The following is a 13,103-nucleotide window of genomic DNA, read 5'->3' as shown; positions in this document are numbered from 1 at the left end:
ATTTTGAAACATCATATAACTACTTAAAGATATGATGACAACCATTATAAAATGAATTACATTAAATCTTTTTCTTTTCATTATAATAAATAGGCCCAATATTAAAATAAGAGATAAAACTTTATTAAAAAGTAATAAGTTACCAGCTAAATAAGCTAAAGCATAATAAATCAATTTTATTTATTTATTAAATATTGTGCTACATGTTCTTGATTAAATGGAATTTTTTTATACACAATACTTGATTGTTTTAACAATTCTAAAGCATAATGATGATTATGGTAATCTTCAGCATAATAAATTGTTTTAATACCTGCTTGAATAATAGACTTGGTGCAATTTAAACAAGGGAAATGAGTAACATAAATCGTTGCGTCCTCTGTTGACACCCCTTGTTTTGCGCATTGTAATAAAGCATTCATTTCTGCGTGAATCGTACGAATACAATGACCATCTTCCAATAGACATCCTTCATCAATACAATGTACTTCGCCAGACACAGAACCATTATACCCTCCTGCTATAATTCTATTATCCTTTACAATCGTTGCCCCTACAGATAGTCTTTGACATGTAGAACGCAATGCTAATAAGTGACTTTGCGCCATAAAGTATTCTTCCCATTTAATACGATCCATGATACTTAGCCTCCAATTTATGTATTCTTTAATATGTTTATTATAGATTATATCGCTTTTAGAAAAATACAACAAAATTTTACATTGTTAAATGTGAACTTAATTTTTCTATCGTTTTAGCACCGAAACCATTAATTTCTTTTAACTCATCAATAGATTTAAAATTTCCATTCTGCTCACGATACTCAATGATAGATTTGGCTTTAACCTTTCCTATCCCTGGTATCGTTGTGAGTTCGCTTTCTGTTGCAGTATTTATATTTACTTTTGCTACATCAGCATCCTTATTTTCTGATAAATTTGTAACAGTTTTATTTTTATTCAATGGATTATTAGTTTGTTCCCCTTTTTCTGGAACATATATCATTTTTTGATCGATTAATCGTTCGGATAAGTTAATGTTCGTTAAATCAGCACGTTCTGTAGCAATAGCTTTGTCCAACAACTGTTTAATTCTATCATTATTGCTCATTTTATAAACATTAGGATGTTTTACTGCACCTTTGATATCAACATAAACAAATGAATCTTTACTATCATTATTGCTTTTTGCTGTAGTTTTATTAGATGACCGTTCACTTTTCACATGTGGTAATGATTGATTACGGTCAGATGTTTCAATTAGTGCAGATTCGTCATTTTGCTTGATTTGATCAATGCCATGATTCATCAAAAATAATAGTGTTAGCACTGCAATCACTATTATAATTAGCATAACACAGGCCCTTATTTTTAAATTACATCGACTGAATCTTTCTTTGAACAATTCCCATAATGGTAACAAAAAATCACTCCTTTATACTTTACACGCATAAAGGAGTGATTTTACTTTTTATTTTTTTACAACGAAGAACAAGCGCTCTCCTTTTTGATTATGGTTATTGATTTCAAAATCAACGAATGTTGTTATATTTTTAAAGCCAGATGATTCTAACATTTTAGTGTAAACATCTTTTGAATAAGTCTTTTGATAATGTGACTCATCAAATCTCTTATAATGCTTATCATCTTGTTTTATAAAAAACGTCATATCATGCCATACGCTTAATGGTTCTTCCCCGCGAACAGCTTCCCAAGCTAAAAATACATTTTCAGTTTCATCAATATAACTTTGATTATTGAATAAAGTATTCATTTTATGTTCTGTATGCACATCAAACATAAATATACCTTCATTCGGCTCTAAATGATGATATACTTGCTGAAAAGTGGACAACACATCTTCATATTCCGTTAAATAATTTAAAGAATCACAAAAAATAGTTATTACATCAAATTGTTGGTTTAGGTCGAAATCAGTCATATCGCCTTCAATCCAATTTACTTCACTAGATTTTTGCATCGCTATCGAAAGCATATCAACACTTAAATCCATACCAGTTATATAATCAAAATCATTTAATTTCGAGGTGAAACTGCCTGTACCACAACCTATATCCAAGATGGTTGATTTATTTTTAGCATAAAATTCTACAATATCAAGCCATGATTCGTAAGGCTGATCTAAAGTTAATTGATCATAGTAATAGCTCATTTCTTCATATTGAACCATTATTAATAAACTGCCTGTCCATAAGATTCTAAAGGTGCATCACGATATAATTTCTCCAAGTTATAATAATCACGTTCATCTTTATGGAATACGTGTACGACTACATTGGCCAAGTCAATTAAAATCCATCTTGCTTCATTAAAACCTTCCATTCGTTTCACTTCAATTTCCGCTTCGTTAGCAGCATCTTTTACTGCGCGTGCGATGGATTGTACTTGTCTTTCATTATTGCCGTGGCATACGATAAAATAATCGGTCATATCGCTAATACCTTGCATATTTAAAGAAATTATATCTTCTGCTTTTTTATTCTCAGTTGCATTGACAGCTAATTTTAATAATTGATCTGATTTCATTTAATCATCCTTTACTCTTTCGTTACTATAATTGTAATAATTCAAGCAGGCAATCGTGGCATCATAAACGGTAATATCTTGCGTGATTAAATATAAAACAGTTCGCTTAGATATTTCATAAATAGTTTTATCTAAGCTACCTTGATTGTATGCTAAATCTCGAATTTCTTCAACGCCTGGGGTTTGGCGACCAGGTTCAATATAATCTGCAATAAAAACTAATTTTTCTGTTTTAGTCATTTGAGCACGACCAGTAGTATGATTTTTAATGGCAAGCAAAACTTCTTCGTCGTTCACAGCGAATTTTTGTTCCATAATAACCGCACAGACCGGACCGTGTAAGATTTCTGATCCATAGCTCAACAAGTTACTATCTAAATCATTTTGTCTAACAATCTGATACATAGATCCTAAATCATCATATTTACTATAGTCATGTAAGATACCTGCAAGTTTTGCTTTATCTTTATCCCCATCATATAATTCAGCTAATTTAACAGCCGTTTCTGCTACTCTTAGTGAATGATTAAATCTTTTCTCCGGTAATTTATCTTTTACTAACGAGACTGCTTCATCAAATTTCATATAATCCTTCCTCTCTGATATATTTTTCTACACTTTGAGGAACAAGCGTATGGATATTTCCCTGTTGTTTCACTCTATCCCTAATCAGCGTTGAACTTATATCTATGCGTGGAATATTAATTGCAATCATATTATTTGAAACTTCTTGCTTTGCTTTTCCACGATTCACAATTACAAAGGTTACCATCGATTTCAATTTATCAATCTCATACCATTTTTCCAATTGTATATATTGGTCGGTCCCTATAACAAAATATAGTTGTGCATTAGGATGCTTTTCTAAAATGTGTTTAATTGTGAGATATGTGTAACTTTGTCCCTTGCGTTCTACTTCATCTAAATAAACAAAGCCAAACCCTAGTTCGTTAATTGCACACCGGATCATATCGATTCTATATGCTGCATCTAAATAATCATCATGCGCTTTGAGCGGCGACATATAACTTGGAATAAAGTAAAACAAATCTGGTTTAATAACATGATTCACTTCACTAGCAACAACCATGTGAGCCGTATGAATCGGGTTAAACTGCCCACCATATAAGACTATCGTTTTAGACATTACGGTAATTGAATTTGTTTATTATCATGTGATTCTTTATACAAGACAATCATAGACCCGATTACTTGAACAATTTCACTATGAGTTGCATCGCTTAAAGTTTGTGCTAAGTCATTTTTATCTTCAAAGTTGTTTTGTAATACATGAATTTTAATTAATTCTCTATTTTCTAAAATATCTTTTAATTGTTCTATCATATTTTCACCAACACCTGCTTTTCCGATTTGGAAAGTTGGATCAATATTATGTGCTTTACTTCTCAAAAATCTTTTCTGTTTACCTGTTAACATAAAATGCTCCTTTTATAAATAATCTAATACTGTGCGTTTCATAACTTCCACGTCTGGTTCTGTACCTGTCCAAATCTTAAAACTTTCTGCACCTTGATAAACAAACATATCCAAACCATTATAAATTGGGTTACCTTGGGCTTCAGCTTGTTCTAAAATGGGTGTTTTAAAGGGTACATACACAATATCACTTACTAAAGTTTCCGGATCCAAATTTTTCAAACTAATTGGTATTTCTTGATTTGTATTCATCCCTGCTGGTGTCGTATTTATAATAATGTCGAATTCAGATAAAGCTAATTCAGCATCTGATAAGCGGATTTTATTTACATTCAAACGCCATTGATCAAACCTGTCTAAAGATCTGTTGGCTATAGTAAGTTTCGGTTGTACATATTTGGTTAATTCATTCGCAATACCTTTACTAGCACCGCCTGCACCTAATATTAAAATATAAGCCTGTTTTAAATCTGGGTACACGCGTTGTAATCCTTTAACGTAGCCGATGCCGTCTGTATTATAACCAGTCCATTTGCCGTCTTCTATTTTAACTGTATTCACAGCACCTACAGTTTCAGATTGTTCGTCAATTTCATCTAAAAAAGGTATAATGCGTTCCTTATGAGGAATTGTTACATTGAAACCTGAGAGTGCTTTATCTGAAATAATTTCTCTTATTTGGTTGAATTTATCTTCAGGAATATTAATCGCTTCATATGTTGCATTGCAATTTAAAGTTTCAAAATTGGCATTATGCATCACTGGAGATAAAGAATGATCGATAGGGTGGCCTATTACTGCATATTTCATACTCTTCACACCTTACATAATTGAATTTCTTAAAATAACATCAACATTTTTTGGCACGCGTACAATTACTTTTGCACCTACATCAATTGTGATAAAACCTAACCCCGAAATCATCACATCACGTTTTTCTTTACCTGTTTCTAATCTTACGGCTTTAACATTACTCAAATCAAAATTTTCAGGGTTATGCGGTGGTGCTAATACAGATCCTAATTGATTTCGCCATAATTCATTAGCCTTTTCTGTTTTTGTTCGATGAATATTTAAATCATTAGAAAAGTAACAGACTAACGGTCTTTTACCACCACTTATATAGTCTATACGTGCGAGTCCACCAAAAAATAATGTTTGTCCTTCGTTAAGTTGGTACACACGTTGTTTAATTTCTTTTTTTGGTATAATTGTTTTAAGTTCATGTTCAGATACTAAATGTGTCATTTGGTGCGCTTGAATAATTCCTGGTGTATCATACATAAACGTAGTTTCATCAAGTGGAATATCAATCATGTCCAATGTTGTGCCAGGAAATCTTGAAGTAGTAACAACATCCTTTTCTCCTACACTGCGTTCTATTAATTTGTTAATTAAGGTTGATTTACCTACATTTGTAGTTCCTACTATATATACATCCTCATCATTTCTAATATTGTTAATAGAAGTTAATAGATTTTCAATACCTTCATTTTTGTCAGCAGAAATAAGTACTACGTCTTCGGCATCAAGTCCATATTTTTTAGCTGATTTCTTCAACCACTCTTTTACACGACGTTTATTTATTTGTTTTGGCAGTAGATCTATTTTATTAGCTACGAGAATAATTTTTTTGTTGCCAACAATACGTTTAATCGCATTAATAAATGATCCTTCAAAATCAAAAACATCTACAACATTTACTATTATTCCTTTTTTATCTGCTAGACCATTAAGTAAATTTAAAAAGTCATCACTATCTAAACCTACATCTTGTACCTCGTTGTAATTCTTTAATCTAAAACATCTTTTACATACAACATCTTCACGAAATAAATTATGTTCCGGAACATAACCAGGTGCATCAGAATCTTCAGATTGTAATGGTGCACCACACCCTATACATTTCAATACATCCACTTCACTCAATCAATTTTCCTCCCATTTTATATATCCTTTTTTTCTAAAATGTTGTAATAATCTGCGTTCAATAAGGCGATTAAATTTAGTAATAAAACCATCCGTTTGTTTAACAGGTACTACCATAATAGTAAATAAACCGCGTCTATTCCCACCAAATACATCCGTTAACATTTGATCACCAATCACTACAATCTCTGATGGATTTAAATTCATAGAATGCATTGCACGATCAAACGCACGTCCTCTAGGTTTTTTAGCTTTAAAAATATAATCTACTTTTAATGATTTTGAAAAACTACCGACTCTTTTTTCATTATTGTTAGACACAATTGTAATTGTAATCCCTTTTTGTCTTGCTTCTTCAAACCATGTTTTAACCGCTTCAGTAGGATCGGCTACATCCCATCCTACTAGTGTATTGTCTAAATCAGTAACGATACCTTTTACGCCAGATTCTGCAAGCTTATCTATATCAATTTGAAAAATAGACTGTACATATTCATTTGGCATAAAGTATTTCTTTATTATACCCATTATTTCTATTCACCTTTTTTATATTTTTTTAATTAAATTTTCTACCATTGTACTAGAAGATTTTGCTGCTTTTGTTAAAAATTCATCAAATGTGATACCTGCGTCGCCATCAGCTAAATCTGAAATTGCACGCGTGATAATAAATGGTAAATTAAATTGATAGCAAGTCTGAGCAATTGCAGTTGCTTCCATTTCTGCAGCCATCGCTTGAGGGAAATTTGTTTTAATTTTCATTCGTTGGTCTTTTGTTCCAATAAAACTATCGCCGCTTACAATCAAGCCTGTCTTTGCAGTTAACTGTTGATTAGTAATTACTTGTGTCGCTTTATCAATCAATGATTTATCTGCTACGAATTGCGCTGGCATTTGTGGAATTTGTCCTAATTGATAACCAAATGCTCTAGCATCAGCATCATGATAAGCAACCATATCACTTATTACGATATCTCCTACGTTTAATGATTTATCCAATGCTCCTGCAGAACCAGTATTTATAATTAAATCAGGTTTGAACTTTTCAATTAATAGTGCTGTTGAAATTGCAACATTCACTTTACCAATACCACTTTGAGTTAATACGACTGCTTTATCATTTATATACCCTTTATAAAAATATACATGTGCAATATTAATCTCTTCAAAGTCAACAAGTTTATCTTTTAAGATTGCTACTTCTTCTTCCATAGCTCCTATAATACCGATCATCGTTTTTCACCTCAATTTAAAATCCTAACCTTAGTTATTCTACCACATTTAAACCAATAGCTCGACGATTGAACGATATTTATATCAATTTATTATTTCATTCTTTTCCATAAGAAACATAAGAATAATTTCTCTGCTTTCAATTGAATTAATCTGTAAATTTGTTGCTTTATATATCAAACTATTCGAGGCTATTTAGTGAAAAAAATCATAAAAAAATACCATTCCCTAAGTCCTTGTTTTGCATTAAGAACTAGAGAATGGTTTATTTGTCACTATTATTGTTTTATTAACTACCCATTAATTCTGTCAATCCTTGTAGTGAATAAACACCTGTAACAACTGTAACGATCACAGCAATTGCTCCAAAGACTAACATCCATGTTGGATGATGATAATCTCCGACGATTGATTTTCGTTTACTAGCAATTAGTATTGTCGTTAATATAATTGGTAAGATAAGTCCATTTAAAGCACCTGCAACGATTAATAATGTAACTGGTTTTCCTAAAAATAGAAAAACAAAAGTTGAAATGACTATAAATGAAATTACAATAATGTTTGTTTTATTATAGATAGATTTATGCAATGTTTTTAAGAAAGTTGCACTTGTGTATGCTGAACCAATAACTGAAGACATTGCTGCAGCAAATAAAACGACACCAAAAATATTACGACCGATTGGTCCTAATACATGTTCAAATACAGAAGCTGGTGGGTTAGTATCATTTAAAGTTACACCTGTAACAACAACACCGAGTACCGCTAAGAATAATAAGGCTCTAAGTACACCCGTTGTTAATATTCCTGAAATTGCCGCCTTATTGACAAATGGCAAATAGTGTTTACCTTTGATACCTGAATCTAGTATTCTATGTGCACCAGCAAAAGTGATATAACCACCAACTGTTCCTCCTACTAATGTGATAATCGGTAAGACAAGCGCTAATGGTTGCTCTGGCATCACGAGATGTTTAGCTGCGTCTGCATATGGTGGGTTTGCTTTAAACATTACAAATGCAACAACTACAATCATTAAAACGCCTAAAAACATCGTGACAACATCCATAATTTTTTGACCACTTTTACTTACAAAAATAAGTATTGATAGTACAGCTGTAATAGCTGCACCAATTTTAACATCTAAGCCAAAAATTGCATTTAATCCTAATCCAGCACCTGCAATATTACCGATATTAAACGCAAGTCCTCCTATTGCAATTAATATCGATATAAAAGTACCCAATCCTTTAAATATTTCATTAGCTACTTCTTGACCACGTTTACCTGTAACTACCAACACTCTCCAAATATTAATTTGCGCTCCTATATCAATCAATATTGATAATAAGATTGCAAAAGCAAAACTTGAAGTAAACTGAGCAGTAAATACTGCTGTCTGAGTTAGAAACGCGGGTCCAATTGCAGATGTAGCCATTAAGAATACAGAACCTAATAATAATCTTTTATGATTTTTTGTAAATTCAAAATCCTTTGATTCTGTTTTTAATTTTTCTCCCATGTGTTAGCCTCCCAGCTTAGATATAGAAACGCCTTCTTTCGATAATCTGTCTCTTATTTTTGTAACAAATTCTAGTGCGTGTTCACCATCTCCATGAACACAAATTGTATCTGCTTGAATATCAATTTCCTTGTTATTTTTCGTAACGACTTTTTGTGACTTAACCATTTTGACAACTTGTTCAATAGCTTCTTCAGTGTCAGTAATCAATGCATCACTTTCTTTACGACTAACTAATTGACCATCATCTTCATAGCGTCTATCTGCAAACACTTCGGCAGCAGTAGTTAAACCAACAGCTTGCGCTTCTGTAACAAGTAGCGTATTTGATAATCCAACATAAATTAATGATTTATCAAAATCATATACAGCTTGTGCAATTGCATGAGCAATTGCTTTATCACGCGCCCCCATTTGATAAAGTGCTCCATGTGGTTTCACGTGATTTATTTTAACTTGGTGAACATTACAGAATCCGCTTAATGCACCGAGCTGGTAAATGACGATATCATAAATTTCTTTTGGTGACAAGTCCATATTTCTACGTCCAAATCCTTGTAAATCTGGGAGGCCAGGATGAGCACCTATACCAACACCATTTGCTTTAGCTAATTCCACCGTTTGATTCATGACATGTTGGTCACCAGCATGAAAACCACATGCAATATTAGCGGAAGTAATTAGCGGAATAATTTGATTGTCTCCACCGAATGAATAATTTCCAAAAGCTTCGCCTAAATCACAGTTTAAATCAACTTTCATCATGATTCCTCCTTAATTATTTGATGTCTATCTAAGAATTTAATATCTACATCTTTTGCATCACCATTAGCATATTGCGGATACGATAAAACAGCATATAAGAAATCAGCTGTCGTAGTAAAGCCATCGATTACCATTTCATCCAATGTTACTTTTAATTTTTTTATTGCTGAATCTCTATTTGGTGCTTTTACAATCACTTTAGCTACAAGTGAATCGTAATTTGGCGATACCGTATAGCCATGATAAAGTAAACTGTCGATACGGACGTTAAAGCCTTGAGGCAAATGTAATGCTTTTACTTTACCTGGTGAAGGCTGAAATCCTTTCTGAGGATTTTCTGCGTTGATTCTTGCTTCAATGACATGACCATCAAATATCACTTCGTCTTGATTGAACGGTAATGTACCGTGTTTCATTAAATAGAGCTGTGCGTGTAGTAAGTCACGATTTGATCTCATTTCAGTTACTGTATGTTCTACTTGGATACGCGCATTCATCTCTATGAAGTAATAAGCATCTTCTGTCACTAAATATTCGATAGTACCTGCACTTCTATAACTAGATGCTCTTGCTACTTTCACAGCATCATTACACATAGATGTTCTCATATGTTCAGATAATGCAGCACAAGGCGATTCTTCAATTAATTTTTGATTTTTTCTCTGAACTGAGCAATCACGTTCACCTAAGTGTATGTAATTTTCTTTACCGTCTCCTAACACCTGAACTTCCACATGTTTAGCTACTGGGATAAACGCTTCCACATATACGCGATCATCATTAAAATATTTTTGCCCCTCACTTTTGGCTTCTTTAAATGACTTTTCTAAAGCTTCTTCTTTTTTGACAATCCTTATCCCTTTGCCGCCACCACCACTGGCAGCTTTTAATACAAGTGGATAACCAATATCTTGCGCAATTTCCTTAACTTCTTCGATTGACTCTACAGCAGAAGTAGAACCTGGTATGATAGGCACATTAGCTTGGTCTACTGTTTGTCGTGCTGTTATTTTATCACCCATCATCTCCATAGTCTGATCAGTTGGCCCTATAAAATAAATACCGTTTTCTTCAACATTTTTAGCGAATGAAGTACTTTCTGATAAAAAACCATATCCTGGGTGAATTGCATTTGCACCACTAATTTTTGCTGCACTAATAATTCTATCTTGGTTTAAATAGCTATCTAATGCATTGGCTTCACCAATACATATCGCTTGATCAGCTAAGCTGACATGTAGGCTAGACTCATCCCCTAAAGCATAGATAGCCACAGTTTCAATATCCATTTCTCTACAAGCGCGGATGATTCTTACAGCAATTTCTCCTCTATTTGCAATTAAACAACGATACAACTCAAATACCCCCTTTATACTTATTTCACAGTTATAATCGTTTGATCATACTCAACATTTGCGCCGTGATTGACATGTATTGTGTCGACTACTCCACTCACATCACTTTTTACTTCATTCATGACTTTCATCGCTTCTATATAACCAATGGTATCTCCTTTTTTAATTTCATCACCTTCATGAATAAGTGGATTTGTTAATTCCTTCTCGTCTTGTAAATAAAACGTACCAACCATTGGTGATTTGACAACTTGATCTGATTGTTCTTCATTTGATGCGCTTTGTTCATTTAAACTTGATTCATTATTTGAAACTAATTGTTGTTGTGCAGTTGACGCAGATGTATTATCGGTAAAATCTATAGTGATTTCATTTTCATAATCTTTATAATTAAATTTTTTAACCCCGTTATCTTTTACCATCTTTATTAATTGTTCTACTTTTTCAAAATTCATTATAATTCCCCTTTCAATAAATGATTAATACGAGTAGATGTATTTCTCAATTGTGAAATATCAAAAATTGGTTGCTCTTTAATATTATTGATTGTATTTTTAAACGCTTCTTCTTGTTGCTCTAATTTTTTAACTGCTTCTTCGATTGTCGTCCATTCAAAACGAATCGTATCATTAGGTTGCATTTGAGCTAATTTATGTAAATCAGATGCGCAAACAGTTGCTATTTTTGTATAACCGCCTACTGTTTGTTTATCATTTAATAAAATGATCGGATTGCCATCATTTGGCACTTGTATACTGCCTAAGGCAACAGGCTCTGATATTATGTCAGCCGATGTGTTTGGTGAAATCGCTTCACCTTGTAACCGATATCCCATACGGTCTGACTTTTCTGATATTTTAAATTCATTAGCTACTAGTTTTTGTTGTGCCTCTTCGCTAAAGCTATCAAATTGAGGCCCTTTGATGATTTGAATAGGTTTTTCTTCAACTTCACCAACATCTTTTGGTACACTCAATCCAAGATTTCGTGCATATGGATAATCGTTTTCGCACTCAATTACATCACCAGATTTTAATGCGCGCCCTTTAAAACCACCAATTTGACTTCGTGTGTGTGTAGAATAACTATTTGCTACTTTATGAATTGTCAAAGGTTTACCAAATAATAAGTACCCTCTAGCCCCTTTAGTGACCTGTCCAACTTTCAAAACGTCACCTTTTTTTACTGCGATTACAGTAGATTCATCAATAATTGCTTCGTTAACAGTTGCTTTGAACTCAGCACCTATTAATACAAAAGCATTGTCTTCTAAGAATTCAATTGTTGGGCCAATTATTGTACATTCAATTGCTGGCCCTTCATTTCCAATGAGTGCTTGTCCAGTTCGATAAGCGTACCGATCTAAAACACCTGCAGTAGAAAATCCTTGGTCTTGATAGCCGATTCTTCCTAAATCTTGAATCGTACTAAATAACCCTGGATTAATAATTTTAATACTCATATTGAATTTTCACCCATTTCTTAATATCAAATTCACTTTGCTGTTCTTCTATAATCTGTTCGAACGTTGATTCATCGATAGGATAGAATTTTATATAGTCACCAGATTCATATAAACACATAGGTGTTTTTGAAATATCAAATACAGTAATTGGTGTACGTCCGATAATTTGCCAACCACCTGGAGATTGTTTTGGATATAAACCTGTTTGATTATTCGCAATACCTACAGAACCCGCAGGAATGCTCGTTCTTGGTTCTTCGCGTCTAGGTGTAGCCAGCTCTGGATTTAAACCACCTAAAAACGGAAAGCCTGGCATAAATCCAAGCATATAAATTAAATATCGATTTTCTGTATGTAAATTAATGACGTCCTCTATTGATAATTGATGATGTGTAGCTACTTCTTGAATATCTGGACCATAATCACCACCATAAAGAACTGGTAAACTAATTATTTTTACTTCATTATTATTTTCATCAAAATCCAGTTGATTAAATTGTTCTAGATTCAGCGCTTTAACTACTTCCGCTAAACTTTGTTTTGTAATATCTATATGTAGCATAATTGCCCGATAAGAAGGTATCACTTCAATAATTGCTTTATGTTGTTGATCTTTAATATAATTTTCAACTTTTTGAACTTCCTTAAATGTCGAAGGATTGATTTGTTGTTCAAAGTAAATCATAATTGTCTCTTCATTGATCAATTTATATTCCAACACATTTCCCCCTTTGTATTTTATACATTAAACTATGATTCAAACATTAATATGTGTGCAACATTATAATTGTATCATTAACTGTCAGACTATGTTTAATTAAAAATAGTTATAATTGTCGATAATAAACTAC

The 13,103-nt window shown here is 32.7% G+C and carries 17 protein-coding genes; all 17 read right to left on the bottom strand.

The genetic code is table 11. The annotated features are described in order from the left end of the window. Positions 1-176: 176 nt before the first annotated feature. The 17 genes from CD150_RS10360 to pxpB all read right to left on the bottom strand — a co-directional run bounded on the left by CD150_RS10360 (position 177) and on the right by pxpB (position 12,970). On the bottom strand, positions 177-638 hold the full coding sequence (locus tag CD150_RS10360) for a ComE operon protein 2 (RefSeq protein WP_103161561.1): 462 nt from the start codon (positions 636-638) through the stop codon (positions 177-179). A gap of 79 nt (positions 639-717) precedes the next feature. Beyond that, the gene (locus CD150_RS10355) at positions 718-1,353 is read right to left on the bottom strand and encodes a helix-hairpin-helix domain-containing protein (RefSeq protein ID WP_073343650.1); all 636 of its coding nucleotides are present in this window, start codon (positions 1,351-1,353) and stop codon (positions 718-720) included. A gap of 117 nt (positions 1,354-1,470) precedes the next feature. Further along, entirely contained in the window at positions 1,471-2,190 is a 720-nt protein-coding gene (locus tag CD150_RS10350; RefSeq protein ID WP_073341868.1) for a class I SAM-dependent DNA methyltransferase, read from the bottom strand. Between the two features lie 2 nt (positions 2,191-2,192). Continuing rightward, positions 2,193-2,546 carry a ribosome silencing factor gene (rsfS, locus tag CD150_RS10345; RefSeq protein WP_073341865.1) on the bottom strand — a complete coding sequence of 118 codons (354 nt, stop codon included), beginning with the start codon at positions 2,544-2,546 and terminating at the stop codon, positions 2,193-2,195. Further along, positions 2,547-3,131 (bottom strand): bis(5'-nucleosyl)-tetraphosphatase (symmetrical) YqeK, encoded by a 585-nt coding sequence (gene yqeK / locus CD150_RS10340; protein ID WP_073341862.1) that lies wholly within the window; start codon positions 3,129-3,131, stop codon positions 2,547-2,549. Then, the gene (gene nadD, locus CD150_RS10335) at positions 3,121-3,693 is read right to left on the bottom strand and encodes a nicotinate (nicotinamide) nucleotide adenylyltransferase (RefSeq protein ID WP_046208126.1); all 573 of its coding nucleotides are present in this window, start codon (positions 3,691-3,693) and stop codon (positions 3,121-3,123) included. The genes yqeK and nadD overlap by 11 nt, the downstream gene beginning before the upstream one ends. Continuing rightward, the gene (gene yhbY / locus CD150_RS10330; RefSeq protein ID WP_046208125.1) at positions 3,693-3,983 is read right to left on the bottom strand and encodes a ribosome assembly RNA-binding protein YhbY; all 291 of its coding nucleotides are present in this window, start codon (positions 3,981-3,983) and stop codon (positions 3,693-3,695) included. Before yhbY ends, nadD begins: the two co-directional genes overlap by 1 nt. Before the next feature lie 12 nt (positions 3,984-3,995). Next, on the bottom strand, positions 3,996-4,793 hold the full coding sequence (gene aroE / locus CD150_RS10325) for a shikimate dehydrogenase (RefSeq protein WP_073341859.1): 798 nt from the start codon (positions 4,791-4,793) through the stop codon (positions 3,996-3,998). Positions 4,794-4,805: 12 nt separating this feature from the next. Next, positions 4,806-5,903 (bottom strand): ribosome biogenesis GTPase YqeH, encoded by a 1,098-nt coding sequence (yqeH, locus tag CD150_RS10320; protein ID WP_397610371.1) that lies wholly within the window; start codon positions 5,901-5,903, stop codon positions 4,806-4,808. Between the two features lie 9 nt (positions 5,904-5,912). Then, the gene (locus CD150_RS10315) at positions 5,913-6,440 is read right to left on the bottom strand and encodes a YqeG family HAD IIIA-type phosphatase (protein ID WP_046208122.1); all 528 of its coding nucleotides are present in this window, start codon (positions 6,438-6,440) and stop codon (positions 5,913-5,915) included. Positions 6,441-6,458: 18 nt separating this feature from the next. Then, positions 6,459-7,145 (bottom strand): 5'-methylthioadenosine/adenosylhomocysteine nucleosidase, encoded by a 687-nt coding sequence (locus CD150_RS10310; RefSeq protein ID WP_064208885.1) that lies wholly within the window; start codon positions 7,143-7,145, stop codon positions 6,459-6,461. Between the two features lie 289 nt (positions 7,146-7,434). Continuing rightward, positions 7,435-8,667 carry an NRAMP family divalent metal transporter gene (locus CD150_RS10305; protein WP_073341853.1) on the bottom strand — a complete coding sequence of 411 codons (1,233 nt, stop codon included), beginning with the start codon at positions 8,665-8,667 and terminating at the stop codon, positions 7,435-7,437. A 3-nt stretch (positions 8,668-8,670) separates the two neighbouring features. Further along, entirely contained in the window at positions 8,671-9,429 is a 759-nt protein-coding gene (gene pxpA / locus CD150_RS10300) for a 5-oxoprolinase subunit PxpA (protein WP_046208119.1), read from the bottom strand. Beyond that, entirely contained in the window at positions 9,429-10,787 is a 1,359-nt protein-coding gene (locus CD150_RS10295) for an acetyl-CoA carboxylase biotin carboxylase subunit (RefSeq protein WP_103161559.1), read from the bottom strand. The genes pxpA and CD150_RS10295 overlap by 1 nt, the downstream gene beginning before the upstream one ends. A gap of 20 nt (positions 10,788-10,807) precedes the next feature. Beyond that, positions 10,808-11,242, bottom strand: coding sequence for an acetyl-CoA carboxylase biotin carboxyl carrier protein (locus CD150_RS10290; protein WP_046208117.1), 435 nt, complete (start codon positions 11,240-11,242; stop codon positions 10,808-10,810). Then, positions 11,242-12,249, bottom strand: coding sequence for a 5-oxoprolinase subunit C family protein (locus CD150_RS10285; protein WP_073341847.1), 1,008 nt, complete (start codon positions 12,247-12,249; stop codon positions 11,242-11,244). Before CD150_RS10285 ends, CD150_RS10290 begins: the two co-directional genes overlap by 1 nt. Further along, the gene (gene pxpB, locus CD150_RS10280; RefSeq protein WP_073341845.1) at positions 12,239-12,970 is read right to left on the bottom strand and encodes a 5-oxoprolinase subunit PxpB; all 732 of its coding nucleotides are present in this window, start codon (positions 12,968-12,970) and stop codon (positions 12,239-12,241) included. Before pxpB ends, CD150_RS10285 begins: the two co-directional genes overlap by 11 nt. Positions 12,971-13,103 lie beyond the last annotated feature (133 nt).

Origin of the sequence: Staphylococcus ureilyticus (assembly GCF_002902235.1) — a bacterium.
GTDB classification, from domain to species: domain Bacteria; phylum Bacillota; class Bacilli; order Staphylococcales; family Staphylococcaceae; genus Staphylococcus; species Staphylococcus ureilyticus.
Note: the sequence above shows the minus strand (reverse complement) of the source record. Positions and strands in the feature narration are given on the sequence as shown.